This is a genomic window from Guggenheimella bovis, from assembly GCF_054492335.1.
Genome location: NZ_JBQWTF010000001.1, coordinates 371118 through 384016, shown reverse-complemented (window position 1 = coordinate 384016; position 12899 = coordinate 371118). Strand labels below are relative to the sequence as shown.

13 protein-coding genes are annotated in these 12899 nt (G+C 44.5%); 9 read left to right on the top strand and 4 right to left on the bottom strand.

Annotated elements, in window-relative coordinates:
- Position 1: 1 nt before the first annotated feature.
- Together ftsY and ACUB3H_RS02015 are read left to right on the top strand one after the other, a co-directional pair.
- Positions 2 to 919 (top strand): signal recognition particle-docking protein FtsY, encoded by a 918-nt coding sequence (ftsY, locus tag ACUB3H_RS02020; protein ID WP_459128982.1) that lies wholly within the window; start codon positions 2 to 4, stop codon positions 917 to 919.
- Positions 920 to 977: 58 nt separating this feature from the next.
- Positions 978 to 1997 (top strand): lysylphosphatidylglycerol synthase transmembrane domain-containing protein, encoded by a 1020-nt coding sequence (locus ACUB3H_RS02015; RefSeq protein WP_459128981.1) that lies wholly within the window; start codon positions 978 to 980, stop codon positions 1995 to 1997.
- Here ACUB3H_RS02015 and ACUB3H_RS02010 read toward each other — a convergent pair.
- A complete protein-coding gene (locus tag ACUB3H_RS02010; protein WP_459128980.1) occupies positions 1994 to 3166 on the bottom strand; it encodes a DNA polymerase Y family protein in 1173 nt (390 codons plus the stop codon). The genes ACUB3H_RS02015 and ACUB3H_RS02010 overlap by 4 nt on opposite strands.
- 44 nt (positions 3167 to 3210) lie before the next feature.
- Here ACUB3H_RS02010 and ACUB3H_RS02005 point away from each other — a divergent pair, with 44 nt between their 5' ends.
- From ACUB3H_RS02005 to ACUB3H_RS01995, 3 genes are read left to right on the top strand one after another with little or no spacing between them, the layout of a single operon-like run.
- Positions 3211 to 3921, top strand: coding sequence for an aminotransferase class IV (locus ACUB3H_RS02005; protein ID WP_459128979.1), 711 nt, complete (start codon positions 3211 to 3213; stop codon positions 3919 to 3921).
- Between the two features lie 8 nt (positions 3922 to 3929).
- Entirely contained in the window at positions 3930 to 4307 is a 378-nt protein-coding gene (gene gloA / locus ACUB3H_RS02000; RefSeq protein WP_459128978.1) for a lactoylglutathione lyase, read from the top strand.
- 7 nt (positions 4308 to 4314) lie between these two features.
- Positions 4315 to 4686, top strand: coding sequence for a PspC domain-containing protein (locus ACUB3H_RS01995; protein WP_459128977.1), 372 nt, complete (start codon positions 4315 to 4317; stop codon positions 4684 to 4686).
- Positions 4687 to 4696: 10 nt separating this feature from the next.
- Here ACUB3H_RS01995 and thiE read toward each other — a convergent pair whose 3' ends face one another.
- From thiE to argF, 3 genes are read right to left on the bottom strand one after another with little or no spacing between them, the layout of a single operon-like run.
- Positions 4697 to 5317, bottom strand: coding sequence for a thiamine phosphate synthase (thiE, locus tag ACUB3H_RS01990; protein ID WP_459128976.1), 621 nt, complete (start codon positions 5315 to 5317; stop codon positions 4697 to 4699).
- Positions 5318 to 5355: 38 nt separating this feature from the next.
- Positions 5356 to 6279, bottom strand: coding sequence for a carbamate kinase (gene arcC, locus ACUB3H_RS01985; protein WP_459128975.1), 924 nt, complete (start codon positions 6277 to 6279; stop codon positions 5356 to 5358).
- A gap of 1 nt (position 6280) precedes the next feature.
- A complete protein-coding gene (argF, locus tag ACUB3H_RS01980) occupies positions 6281 to 7279 on the bottom strand; it encodes an ornithine carbamoyltransferase (RefSeq protein WP_459128974.1) in 999 nt (332 codons plus the stop codon).
- 349 nt (positions 7280 to 7628) lie between these two features.
- Between argF and ACUB3H_RS01975 the strand changes: the two genes are divergently transcribed.
- From ACUB3H_RS01975 to ACUB3H_RS01960, 4 genes are read left to right on the top strand one after another with little or no spacing between them, the layout of a single operon-like run.
- Entirely contained in the window at positions 7629 to 10256 is a 2628-nt protein-coding gene (locus ACUB3H_RS01975) for a valine--tRNA ligase (RefSeq protein ID WP_459128973.1), read from the top strand.
- Entirely contained in the window at positions 10253 to 11482 is a 1230-nt protein-coding gene (locus ACUB3H_RS01970) for a bifunctional folylpolyglutamate synthase/dihydrofolate synthase (protein ID WP_459128972.1), read from the top strand. The genes ACUB3H_RS01975 and ACUB3H_RS01970 overlap by 4 nt, the downstream gene beginning before the upstream one ends.
- Positions 11479 to 12057 carry a Maf family protein gene (locus tag ACUB3H_RS01965; protein ID WP_459128971.1) on the top strand — a complete coding sequence of 193 codons (579 nt, stop codon included), beginning with the start codon at positions 11479 to 11481 and terminating at the stop codon, positions 12055 to 12057. Before ACUB3H_RS01970 ends, ACUB3H_RS01965 begins: the two co-directional genes overlap by 4 nt.
- A complete protein-coding gene (locus ACUB3H_RS01960) occupies positions 12035 to 12844 on the top strand; it encodes a PfkB family carbohydrate kinase (protein WP_459128970.1) in 810 nt (269 codons plus the stop codon). The genes ACUB3H_RS01965 and ACUB3H_RS01960 overlap by 23 nt, the downstream gene beginning before the upstream one ends.
- Positions 12845 to 12899 lie beyond the last annotated feature (55 nt).

Sequence of the window (12899 nt, the reverse complement as noted above, 5' to 3'; positions counted from 1 at the left end):
GATGTTTAAGAATCTAATTGACCGCTTTAAGGAAAATTTTACGAAGACAAGAGACTCCATCGCAGGTAGTCTCGATAAGCTCTTTGGTAACTACGATCACATTAATGAGGACTTTTTAGAAGAACTCGAAGAAGTCTTAATTTTAAGTGACGTGGGTTTTGAGACGACAGAGAAGATCATGGAAAAACTTCGCGATCTCATCAACGAAAGAAAAGCCGATAAACCAGAAGAAGTGAAACCTCTTTTAGAAGAGATCTTAATTGAACTCATCGATACGCCAACGGAGGAAGCGTTCGATCTCGATAATCCTCCCAAGGTCATCCTCGTCATCGGTGTAAACGGGGCAGGAAAAACGACATCTATCGGTAAGCTTGCAAAGCTTCTTAAGACGAATGGAAAGAAGGTTGTAATCGCTGCTGCTGACACGTTCCGCGCTGCTGCCATCGATCAAGTTCAAGTGTGGGCAGACCGTGCTGAAGTGGAGCTTGTGCGCCACGAAGAAGGAAGTGACCCGGCGAGCGTCATCTACGATGCCATTCAATCTTCACGTGCGAAAAAGACCGATGTTCTCATCTGCGACAGTGCAGGAAGACTCCATAATAAGAAAAACCTCATGGAAGAGCTTAAAAAGATCGTAAAGATCATTACGAGAGAGTATCCGAGAGAAGAGATTCGAACGGTTCTCGTTTTAGACTCTACGACGGGGCAAAATGCCGTGAACCAAGCGGTACTTTTTAAAGAGTATGCCGACATGGATGGAATCATCCTTACCAAGATGGATGGCACGAGTAAGGGTGGCTTTGTCTTTAACATCAAAGAAATGCTCGACATTCCTGTGCTTTTTATCACGCTCGGTGAGCAAATTGACGATATCGCACCCTTTGATGCCACGAGTTTTGTAAGAAGTATTTTAGAATAACGAAAGACTTTTTTAAGAAATTTACGCTAGAGTAGAGAAAAAGAACTTTGGGGGAACTATGAAAGATAGTCGAAAAAAAGTCTACTTTGGACTGCTTTTCATCCTACTTGCTTACATTAGCTTTAAGCTTGTCTTATCGGGTGATCAATGGGAAGCCTTCCAAAAGGCTGTTAAAAATATTGATCCCATCTGGCTCGTTCCAGCGAGTCTCTGCAGTGCCGGATTTTTTATGTTTCAAGGTCGAAACTTCCAAAAGATCCTTCGTACCTTTGGTTACCACGTAAGTTGGCTCAGTGGTGTACGCTATGCGCTCATCGACTTCTACGGAAGTTGTATTACGCCCGGTGGAAGTGGCGGACAACCGGCTTGTATTGCAGCTATGGCAAAGGATGGCGTTCCAGTAGGAAGCGGTACGCTATCGAATGTGCTCTACAACATGCTCTATCATGTGTTCATGGTCGTGCTTGCCTTTGTGAGCATTTTTTCTGGTGTCTTTTTTAGGATTCATAACATCGGTGCGATGGCTTTCGTACTATGGTATGGACTCTTAGGGCAGATGTTCATTTCGGTCTTATATTTTTTCCTAGCCTTTTCAGAAAAAATGGGACCGAATATCATCCTCTGGATCAGTAACAGAAAGTTTGTACAAAAGAGACCGAAATTACAGCAGCACATTCAAGGTCAAGCGGAAGAATTTAAGATCTGTGCCAAACTATTTAAAGAAAGACCGAAAGAAATTCTTTCGATCTTTATAACGATTATGATGCAGTTACTCGTAAACTACTCCATGCTCTACTTTTTACTACGTGGAGTGGGAGTAAAGACAAATTACTTTTTTGCGCTAATCGTTCAAGCAACGTGTATTTTAGGTTTTGAAAGCATGCCGATTCCAGGATCCTTTGGCGTCGCTGAAAGTGGATTTCTAGCGATCTATGGAACCTACTTCGGAGCGGAGCATGCGCTCATTTTAATGATTCTTAGTCGAGTGATGACACTCTATTATGGCGTGACGGCAGGATTTATTGTAACGGTCTATACGACACTCAAAGAACGAAAGTTTTTAAAGCGGTCGCTCTAGTCCTTTTTTAGAGACGCTCGGATGAGTACATCTTTTCCAAAGCGCTCTCTTAGGGAGTCGATGGTCTGATCGATGGCACGATTTTTTTCGTAGGTTTCATTTTGAAAGAGGTCGACTTCGACGTAGTCATTACTCGTAAGGTCCGAAAGAGTAATCCCTAAGAGCCTTATGGGCTCTTTCTTCCAGAAGCTCTTAAAGAGCACTTTTGCTGTCTCATAGATCGTATTCGTATGATCGGTGGGGCTTGTGAGCTTCTTTTGGTGACTTCTCGTGATAAAGTTTGTGTCCTTATACTGAACGGTTACGACGCCTGTGATGAGTTCTGCACTTCGAAGCCTTCTTGAAACTTGTTCCGAAAGTCTTAGAAGGACCTTTTCAATTTCTTCTAAGTCACGGATGTCGGAGGGGAGAGTCGTAGAGTTTCCGATGCTCTTTTCTTCTCGCTTCTGGTTTTCTAGATCTCGCGTGTGAATGCCATGAGAAAAGTGATGAAGCATCAACCCTTGGCTTTTAAAGTGGGCCTCTAAAACGGACAGGGGAGTGAGAGCGAGGTCGCGAACGGTAAAGATTCCTAGTTCATGTAGGCGTGCCTCCGTTTTCTTTCCGACCATGAAGAGATTTCTAACGGGTAGAGGCCATAATTTATATGCAATTTCCGTAGGAAAAAGGGTATGAACACGATTAGGCTTCTTAAAGTCCGAACTGATTTTAGCGAGTAGCTTATTCGTTCCGATTCCAACGTTTACAGTAAAGCCGAGCTTCTTATAAACCTCGTCTTTTAGTTCATAAGCTGTTTCTATGGGATCTGTAACGTGCGACATATCTAAGAAGCATTCGTCAATACTAAAGGGAACGACCGTATCGGAATACGTTCCTAAAAGGTCTCGTAAGGCCTTAGAAGCCCTCTCGTAGAGGTCGAAATGGGCTTTTACGATGGTGAGTTCAGGACACTTCTTTAAAGCGCTCTGTAGAGGCTCTCCTGTGACGACACCAAAGGCCTTTGCCGGGATGCTCTTAGCGAGAACGACACCGCGCCTACTCGTAGGGTCTCCACCTACGACGCTTGGAATCTCCCGTAGATCTACGGTGTCACCTAAAAACAGTCTATGAGCGGCCTCCCAAGAGAGGAACGCGCTATTTACATCGACGTGAAAAATGATCTTATTCATAGCTCAAGTATACCGAACAAAGTTTCTATTGTGAAGGAGGAAACATGAAAACGGTTTATGAAGTGTTACGCATACTAGAGAGACGTCCCGTGTTCTTAACCGAACACTTAAAACGCCTACAAGGCTCCCTTGAATTTTACGGCATTCAAGGTGTTTCGATCGAAGACATCGAAGCGAAGGTGAAAGAACTTGCAAAAACCGACGAAAGAGCAAACTTTAACATTCGAATCGACGTGAAAGATGACAGCACCGTCACCATGAAGGCCGTCGATGGCATCTATCCGACGGAAACGATGAGAAAAGGCGGCGTGAAGATCATCATCTTCGACTACAAGCGAGAAAATCCTAACATCAAGACCTGGAATCAGGAGTTAAAAGATGAGATCGAAGACCTTCGTCAAACGCATAACGTCTTTGAGATCGTCTATATCGATAACGAACGCGTTTTAGAGGGTTCAAGAAGTAACGTGTTCTTTGTTAAAGATGGAAAGATCATCACTTGTCCCGATGAAGAGGTGCTTTTAGGAGTTACTCGCATGAAGGTTCTAGAGACATGTGAAGAAGAGGGGATTGAAGTCGAAAAGAGAGAAGTCTTTACCGATGAATTAGAAACGATGGACGGCGCATTCTTAACGGGAACGAGCATCAACATGCTTCCCATTAAGCGCTTTGACGAATGGACCTATAAGGTCGATACACCTCTTTTTATAAAGCTTAGAGATGCTTTTGAAAAGAAGGTTTTAACAGAGAATTAGGAGAATAGATGAAATACTTACACACTTGTATTCGCGTAAAAGATCTTGATGCTTCCGTAAAGTTTTATACAGAAGCGTTAGGTATGCACGTAACACGCCGTAAAGATAACCCAGAAGAGCGCTTTTCTCTCGTCTTTTTAGCTGACGAAGAAGAGACGTTTGAATTAGAACTCACCTATAACGAAGGTCACGGAGCGTATGAATTAGGCGATGGCTATTCGCACATTGCTTTTGGCGTCGAGGATCTCGAACAAAGCCATAAGAAGCACGTGAGTGAAGGCTATCAAGTGACCGAGATGTACTCCGTCATGGGCGGAAAGCCAAACCTCTACTTTATTACTGATCCCGATGGCTATGACATCGAAATCCTGACGCTTAAGAAGTAGGCGAGTTATGACCTTAAAAAAATCGCACGATAAGATGATCAGTGGCGTTCTCGGTGGTTTTGCAACGCACTATAACATCGATCCTACGCTTCTAAGAATTATTTATGCCATTCTACTCGTCATTCGCCCCTTCTTTTTTGTCGTCGTCTACTTTATCGTAGATATGATCATGCCAGCAGCGGATGACCGAAGCGAATATGAAATCGTTGGAGAAGAGGTCGTAGAACCTGGGAGATCCTCGAAAAAGACCATGGGTCTCATCTTCGCAGGCCTTGGTTGCTACTTAATCGTAAGGAGCTTAGGCTTTGACATGACGCTCGTCTTAAGCGTTGCACTTCTTGGCTTTGGCATTTACTTATTTACAACCGATGAAAAATAGTGGAATCCTTTTAAAGGGATTCCACTTTTTTTAATAAAAGCTCTGACCTCTCTCGAAGGTCTTCGGCACCTATAAGAGCACGAATGATGGCGATCGCGTGTGGTTTTTTTTCTACGACTGCATCGATGTTTTCAGCGTTAATTCCACCGATTGCAACGACCGGACATCCGAGACGAATGACTTCTTCTAAGAAGCCCAGTCCATCCTCTTGAACGAGGTCGGGTTTTACCATGGTAGGGTATACGGGGCCTACACCTAAGTAGTCTGCACCGCCTTCTATAGCCTTTTTCGCTTCATCCAAGGTGTGTGCAGTAATTCCGATATCGATCGTACCTTTCGATCTCTTTTTCGCTTCTATGAGTTCAGTATCAGTCTGTCCGAGGTGCACTGCATCGCTTCCGACTTCGAGTGCGATCTCTAAGTCGTCGTTTACGATAAAGTATCCGCCGTAGGAATGGATCAACGCATTGAGCTCTTTACATTCTTCTTTTCTCGTCTCGTAATCCTTTTCTTTTTCTCTGTACTGAATGATTCGAACGCCACTTTTTAAAAGCTCTTCGACGACTTCTAACGTCGAACGGCCGTTCATGTATTCTTCGCCTGTGATCGCGTAGAGTCCCTTCGGTAACATAGCATCCTTTCTAAAAAAAGAACCGACTAAGTCGGTTCTTATAAGCTGATGGTTGTACCCGTTTGACCTGCGATGCCTTCTTTAGCTTTTTCAAGCGAAGTGATGAGGGCTTTTCTGCCAGGTTTGCTCTTTGCAAATTGGACACAAGCTTCTACTTTAGGAAGCATGGAACCCTTAGCAAAGTGGTTTTCAGCGATGTAGCCTTCGATTTCAGAAACGCTGACTTGGTCGAGCCATTTTTCATCTGGCTTACCGAAGTTGAGTGCAACTTTTTCGACAGCTGTTAGGATGATCAAGTAGTCTGCATCGACAAGTTCTGCAAGCTTTTCACTAGCGAAGTCTTTATCGATAACTGCTGCTACGCCTTCGAGGTGATTTCCTTCTTGAATGACAGGAATTCCACCGCCACCGACGGTAACAACGACTTGACCTTCTTTTAAGAGAGCTGAAACCGTTTCTTTTTCAACGACATCGACTGGCTTTGGTGATGCGACAACGCGGCGGTAACCACGGCCAGCATCTTCTTTTACTGTAAATCCTTTTTCCTTAGCGAGAGCTTCAGCAGCTTCCTTTGTCATAAAGGAACCGATTGGCTTCGTTGGGTTTTGGAAAGCAGGGTCGTTTTTGTCGACGATCACTTGTGTGATGATCGTAGAAACGGGCTTATCGATCGAACGATTTTTAAGCTCTTCACGGATAGCGTTTTGGAGGTGGAAGCCGATATAACCTTGGCTCATTGCACCACATTCTGGGAAAGGCATCTCAGCCATTTGAGGATTGTCAAAGGCGAGATTGATCATACCTACTTGAGGTCCGTTTCCGTGAGCAATGATAACTTCGTGGCCTTCACTGATGAGATCAACGATCGGTTTAGCCGTTTCTCTCACGAGTTCGCGTTGCTCTTTTGCGTTATTACCTAGAGCGTTTCCGCCTAGAGCAACGACAATGCGTTCATGTTTCATATTATCTTCCAATCGTTGCAACCATTACTGCTTTAATGGTGTGCATGCGGTTTTCTGCTTCGTCAAATACTTTTGAGTGCTTGCTTCTGAAGACTTCATCTTCAACTTCTCTGATATCGAGACCGCGCTCGTTAGCTTCCTTAGCAACCTTTGTTGTTTCGAGGTCGTGGAATGAAGGTAGGCAGTGTAGGAAGATGACATCTTCGTTTCCTGTAGCTTTGATCATGTCCATTGTTACACGGTAAGGTGTAAGTTGTTTTACACGCTCTTCCATTTGATCTTCTTCACCCATGGAAACCCAAACGTCTGTGTAGATGACGTCAGCATCCTTAACAGCTTTTTTCATATCTTCGTAGAATTCGATAGTTGCGCCTGTTTCCTTAGCAACTTCCTTCATCTCTTTTACGAGCTTTTGATCTGGCCAGAGTGCCTTTGGAGCAAGACCTACGAAAGCCATACCCATCTTAGCGCAGCCGATCATGAGGGAGTTACCCATGTTGTTACGAGCGTCACCAACGTATACGAAACGAACTTGGTTTAATGGTTTTGCAACGTGCTCTTTGATTGTGAGCAAGTCAGCTAAAATTTGTGTTGGGTGGTAAGTGTCTGTAAGACCATTCCATACTGGAACTCCTGCATGAGCAGCTAGAATGTCAACAGTTTCTTGTTTGAAACCACGGAATTCGATACCGTCGTAGAAACGACCAAGAACTTTTGCTGTATCTTCCATGGACTCTTTTTTACCCATTTGAGAGTCAGCACTTCCTAAGAAAGTAACTCCAGCGCCTTCATCCATTGCAGCTACTTCGAAAGCACAACGTGTACGTGTTGAGCTCTTTTCAAATAAGAGAACGATGTTCTTACCTGCTAAGAGATCACCTTTGATACCAACGCGCTTCTTTGTCTTAAGTTCAGCTGAAAGGTTTAAAAGGTAGCGGATTTCATCTGGTGTGAAGTCCTTAAGTGTTAAGAAGTGACGACCTTTGAGATTAACTGGCATAAAAATCCTCCTAATAAGTTGTGTACAGTATTAATGTATCATGAATTATTTAACAAGGAAAGGAAAAAACGCTATTTTTCGGCATTTTTACTAAATCTTAGCAAAGCTTGTCCATTGACAGAGCATGTCTACGTGGTAAAATGGTGGTGTATTTGATGATCGAAGAGGAGTACGGATTTGATGTCTTAAGAGAGGGCGTGGTTGGTGAAAATGCTCGACTAGAATCTAGGAAGGTCGCTTCGGAAGAATGATCGGGTAGGCCCGTTAGAGCCTCTAAAGAAGTAATTAGGGTGGTACCACGGCTAGACGTCCCTTGACGTCTAGCTTTTTTATTTGTAAAGGAGAAGCCATGCAAGAGTTAGAAAAGACGTATGATCCCAAACAGTTTGAAGAAAGAATTTACAACATGTGGCTCGATCACAAGAGCTTTCATGCCGAAGTGAATCCAGATAAGACACCTTACTGCATTGTACTTCCGCCGCCAAATATCACAGGAAAGCTCCATGAAGGTCATGCACTAAACCACACCATGCAGGATATTTTAATCCGCTATAAACGCATGCAAGGTTTTGAGACGCTTTGGCTTCCTGGAACAGACCACGCATCCATTGCAACGGAAGTGAAGATTTTAGAGAAGATTCGAAAGGAAGAGGGAAAAACCAAGGCGGACCTCACGAGAGAAGAGTTCTTAGAGCGTGCTTGGGCCTGGAAGGAAGAGTACGGCGGAGCCATCATCGAGCAGATGAAAAAGCTCGGTGATAGCTGCGACTGGGATCGTCTACGCTTTACGATGGACGATGGTTTGAGTCATGCCGTAACAGAAGTCTTCGTTCGACTCTATGAAGAAGGAATCATCTATAGGGGAAATCGCCTCATCAACTGGTGTCCTTCTTGTGGAACGGGTCTCAGTGACTCGGAAATTGATCATGAGGATGTCGAGGGTGCATTCTACTACGTCTACTATCCGATCGAAGGAAGTGACGAAAGAGTCTTAATCGCAACGACTCGTCCTGAAACGATGCTCGGTGATACGGCGATTGCGGTTCACCCTGAAGATGAGCGTTACAGCCACTTAAAGGGAAAATTTGCGATTCTTCCGCTCGTAGGAAGAAGGATTCCAATCGTCTTTGACGACTATGTCGACCGTGAACTTGGAACAGGTGCACTTAAAGTAACGCCTGCACACGACCCGAACGACTATGAGATCGGCGTTCGTCATCATTTAGATGCGATAAACATCTTTACGAATGATGGACACATCAATGAAAACGGTGGAGTCTATGAGGGACTCGATCGTTTCGAAGCGAGAAAGAAAATCGTAAGTGACTTAAAAGAATCTGGTGCACTCGATCACATCAAAGAGCATACGCACGCTGTCGGTCATTGCTACCGCTGCCATAAGATCGTAGAGCCCATGATCAGCGATCAGTGGTTTGTTCGCATGAAAGAGCTCGCTCAAAGTGCTATCGAATCGGTAGAAAAAGGCGAGATGGAGTTCGTTCCAAAGCGCTTTGAAAAGATCTACTATCACTGGTTAGAAGGCATTCGCGACTGGAACATCTCGAGACAACTCTGGTGGGGACATAGAATTCCTGCTTATCACTGCCCAGACTGCGGAGAGATCACCGTTTCTAGAGAAGAAGTCAAAACTTGTCCGAAGTGCGGCTCTCAAAAGGTCTTCCAGGATCCAGACGTCCTAGACACCTGGTTCTCATCGGCTCTTTGGCCTTTTAGTACACTCGGATGGCCTGAAAAAACGAAAGAGCTCGAATACTTCTATCCGACCAATACGCTTGTCACGGGCTACGACATCATTCCAGCTTGGGTTGTTCGCATGATGCATAGTGGCCTAAAGTTCATGGGAAAAGCACCTTTCTCTCATACAGTCATTAACGGCATTGTCCGCGATGCTCAAGGAAGAAAGGTTTCAAAGAGCTTAAATAACGGAACCGATCCGTTACTTGTCATCGATGAATTTGGTGCCGATGCACTTCGCTTCATGCTCGTAAGTGGAACGGGTGTCGGTAACGATACGCGCTTTATGATGGAACGCGTAGAGACAGCGAGAAACTTCGCGAATAAACTTTGGAATGCGGCTCGCTTTGTACTCATGAATGCCAAGGATAAGGAGTACACGCTTCCAGAAAAGCTCGAGCTTTCCGACCGCTGGATTCTAACGGAACTCAATAAAGCGATCGAAGACATCACAGGATACTTAGAGCGCTTTGAACTAGGTCTTGCTTCTGAACGAAGTGTCGACTTCGCTTGGAGAACGTACTGCGACTGGTACATTGAGCTTACAAAGAAGAGACTCTACAGTGAAGATGAAGAGAAAAAAGAACAAGCTGTGTCTGTTCTTCTCGTCGTACTTGAAGACATCTTAAAACTCATTCACCCCTTCATGCCTTTTATCACGGAGGAGATCTATCAGCACCTACCTGAGAGAAAGACAGACCTCATCGTAAGTAGCTGGCCGAAGACGAGAAGTGTCGATACGACCGATGTCGATAAGATGGAACTCATCATGGAAGCCATCCGTCGTATTAGAAATATTCGTGCCGAAATGAATATTATTCCTTCGAAGAAAGGAAGAGTCTTTGTAAGAGGAGAAAAGGAATTAACCGATCTCTTCTTACGAGAGAGCGATGCCTTTAAAGCACTCGCAAGCGTCAGTGAGATGGTCTACGAAGAGGGTGAGATTAAGAACAGTTCTTCCATTCTCTTAGACGGTATCGAACTCGTTCTCGCACTCGATGACCTCATCGACTACGAGAAGGAAGCAGAGCGTCTAAAGAAGGAACTTGAAAAACTAAAGGGAGAAGTGAAGCGTTCGGAAGGAAAGCTTTCGAACCAAGGATTCGTTGCGAAAGCTCCGAAGGAACTCATCGAGAATGAAGAAAAGAAACTCGAATCGAACCGCGCACTCCTTGAGGAGACTCAAAAGAAGCTCGATGAGCTTTTAAGTAGGCTTCAATGACCTATGAAGAATCACTCCAGTTTCTAGAAGAAGCGAGGGTGAAAGGAAGAAAACGAGGGCTTCAAAATATATCAGAGATACTAGAAGATCTCAAGAGGCCAGACCACTCGTTTCCGTCCGTACAGATTGCTGGAACAAATGGAAAGGGAAGTGTTGCAAACTTCTTAAAAGATATCCTTACGGCCGAGGGCTTGCGCGTTGGTTTTTTCTCATCACCACACCTTGAACGCTACAATGAGCGCATTCGAATAGGAAGTGAACTCATAAGTGATGAGGATTTTTCTGGAGCACTCGAGGAGGTACTCACTCAGTCGGAAGTAGCGAAAAGAAGCGCTCCCTTTGAACTCCTTCTCGCCATGGCCTTCGCCTACTTTAGAAAAGAAAAGGTAGATATCGCAGTCCTTGAAGTCGGAATGGGCGGAAGACTCGATGCCACCAATAGCGTTCAAAACGTGATTCAGACGATCATCACGCCCATAGGCTTTGACCACATGGCCTTTTTAGGAAATACGCTTCCTGAAATCGCGAGTGAAAAGGCGGGGATTATGAAAAAGGGAATTCCTTGTATTGTAGCCCCACAGGATCCTTCTGTTATCGATGTGCTTAAAGAGCATGCAAAGCACACAGAAGCCTTGTTCATCGAAGTAGAAGAGTGTGCGACCAACGTTTCTTCTTCTCTTAAAGGTAGTTCCTTTGAACGAAAGGGTGAAACGTATCATTTACAACAGCTCGGTCACTATCAAGTTCAAAACGCTGAAGTTGCGATCACGAGCGCTGAAACACTCGGTATCAAAAGATCGGCGATCAAAGAAGGCCTAAAGAACTCCTTGTGGCCAGGTCGCCTAGAGATCATTCAGACGAACCCTATGGTCATTCTAGATGGCACCCACAATGTCCACGGTGCAAAGACACTCCTTGAAACCTTTCAAGGGATGGAAGTGATCGGGGTCTTTGGAAGTCTCTACGATAAGGACGCTTCAAGTTTAATGAAAGAAGTAGCACCACTTTTTAAAAAGGTCTTTACGACGGAACCCTATCACGAAAAAGTCCATGCTGCACAAGAACTCGCTTCACTTTTTAAAGAAGAAGGGGTAGAAGCCGTAGCCATAAAGGATCCACAAAAAGCCTTAGAGGAAGCAAAGAAGGAAGCAAAGGGAATCGTTCTCGTCTTTGGATCTTTTTACTTGATCGGAGAACTACGAAAAAACATGAGGGAGGAACGATGAAGCTCATTTTAGCGAGCAAATCGCCAAGAAGAATCGCATATCTACAACCGATCGTAAAGGATCTTGTGATCGATCCTTCAGATATCGATGAAAAGATCGACATCAAGGGAAATGGTCCCATTGAAGTCATGTCTGTGGCGTTTGAAAAGGCAAGATCTGTTTCAAAGAGACACGAAGAAGGCGTCGTGCTAGGAGTCGATACGGTTGTCTACCTAGATGAAATCATCGGAAAACCGAAAGATCTAGAAGACGCTTTTCATATCATTAAAAAGCTATCCGGGAAGACCCATGAGGTCTTAAGTGGGATCGCACTGATCGATAGCGCTTCGAAACGGGCAAGAGTCGACTTTGAAAGAACGCTCGTGACTTTTCGAGAGATCTCGGATGAAGAGATCGACCGCTACGTTCACACGGCAGCCGTCCTCGATAAAGCTGGAGCTTATGCCATTCAGGAAGAAGCTCGTGATTTTGTCACCGAGGTCAAGGGTCCCATCGACAACGTCATCGGTTTTCCATCAGAAAAGATCTTTCGACTCTTGGAAGAGGTAACACATGAAAAAAATTCTACTCTTTAACGACTTACCAGGCTATGGAAAAGTAGCGCTCAATGCCATGATTCCGATTTTAAGTCACTATGGCTACGACCTTTCGACACTACCGAGTGCACTCGTAAGTAATACGCTAGACTACGGTCTCTTTGAGATTTTAGATACGACCGAATACATGAAAAAGTCGCTTCAAGTCTGGGATCAACTAGGCTTTCAATTTGATGCCCTTACAGTCGGTTTTCTCGTAAACGACAAGCAAGTCGATATCATCACAAATTACATTAAGACGAGAAAAGAAAAGCCCTTTGTGATGCTAGATCCGATCATGGGGGATAATGGCGTTCTCTATCACGGTGTGACCGATGAAGCGATTGAGCGCATGAGGCAGATGGTTTCCTTAAGTGATGTCGTCGTTCCTAACATCACAGAAGCCAAATTTTTAACTTCAAAGTGCCTTGAAAAAGAGTCACTCCGTACAGACGATGTCTATTCGATTTTAAATGGACTCCGTGAACTTGGGGCTAAGCGCATCGTCATTACGAGTGTCCTCTGTGAAGGAAAGACCATCGTTGCAACCGACGATGGAACACAGAAAGCACTCATTCCTTACGAAGAGATTCCAGTGAGCTTTCCTGGAACAGGAGATGTCTTCAGTTCCTTCTTACTCGGTTCGCTCCTAGAAGAAAAGTCACTCTTTGATGCTGCAAGTTACAGCATGCAAGCGGTGAAGAAGCTCATCGACTGGAATCGAGAACTCGTTGACCGCTACAAGGGAATTCCTTTAGAAAAAGATCTCCATAGACTCATGAAATAGTTCCTAGTTGAAAAGAAAGAGGGAAGAAGTTCCCTTTTTCTCTTCTCCTTCTATA

What these genes read in the sequence shown, in the direction of transcription:
- ftsY (WP_459128982.1), top strand. Translation starts at nt 2, where the DNA reads ATGTTTAAGAATCTAATTGACCGCTTTAAGGAAAATTTTACGAAGACA.
- ACUB3H_RS02015 (WP_459128981.1), top strand. Translation starts at nt 978, where the DNA reads ATGAAAGATAGTCGAAAAAAAGTCTACTTTGGACTGCTTTTCATCCTA.
- ACUB3H_RS02010 (WP_459128980.1), bottom strand. Translation starts at nt 3,166, where the DNA reads ATGAATAAGATCATTTTTCACGTCGATGTAAATAGCGCGTTCCTCTCT.
- ACUB3H_RS02005 (WP_459128979.1), top strand. Translation starts at nt 3,211, where the DNA reads ATGAAAACGGTTTATGAAGTGTTACGCATACTAGAGAGACGTCCCGTG.
- gloA (WP_459128978.1), top strand. Translation starts at nt 3,930, where the DNA reads ATGAAATACTTACACACTTGTATTCGCGTAAAAGATCTTGATGCTTCC.
- ACUB3H_RS01995 (WP_459128977.1), top strand. Translation starts at nt 4,315, where the DNA reads ATGACCTTAAAAAAATCGCACGATAAGATGATCAGTGGCGTTCTCGGT.
- thiE (WP_459128976.1), bottom strand. Translation starts at nt 5,317, where the DNA reads ATGTTACCGAAGGGACTCTACGCGATCACAGGCGAAGAATACATGAAC.
- arcC (WP_459128975.1), bottom strand. Translation starts at nt 6,279, where the DNA reads ATGAAACATGAACGCATTGTCGTTGCTCTAGGCGGAAACGCTCTAGGT.
- argF (WP_459128974.1), bottom strand. Translation starts at nt 7,279, where the DNA reads ATGCCAGTTAATCTCAAAGGTCGTCACTTCTTAACACTTAAGGACTTC.
- ACUB3H_RS01975 (WP_459128973.1), top strand. Translation starts at nt 7,629, where the DNA reads ATGCAAGAGTTAGAAAAGACGTATGATCCCAAACAGTTTGAAGAAAGA.
- ACUB3H_RS01970 (WP_459128972.1), top strand. Translation starts at nt 10,253, where the DNA reads ATGACCTATGAAGAATCACTCCAGTTTCTAGAAGAAGCGAGGGTGAAA.
- ACUB3H_RS01965 (WP_459128971.1), top strand. Translation starts at nt 11,479, where the DNA reads ATGAAGCTCATTTTAGCGAGCAAATCGCCAAGAAGAATCGCATATCTA.
- ACUB3H_RS01960 (WP_459128970.1), top strand. Translation starts at nt 12,035, where the DNA reads ATGAAAAAAATTCTACTCTTTAACGACTTACCAGGCTATGGAAAAGTA.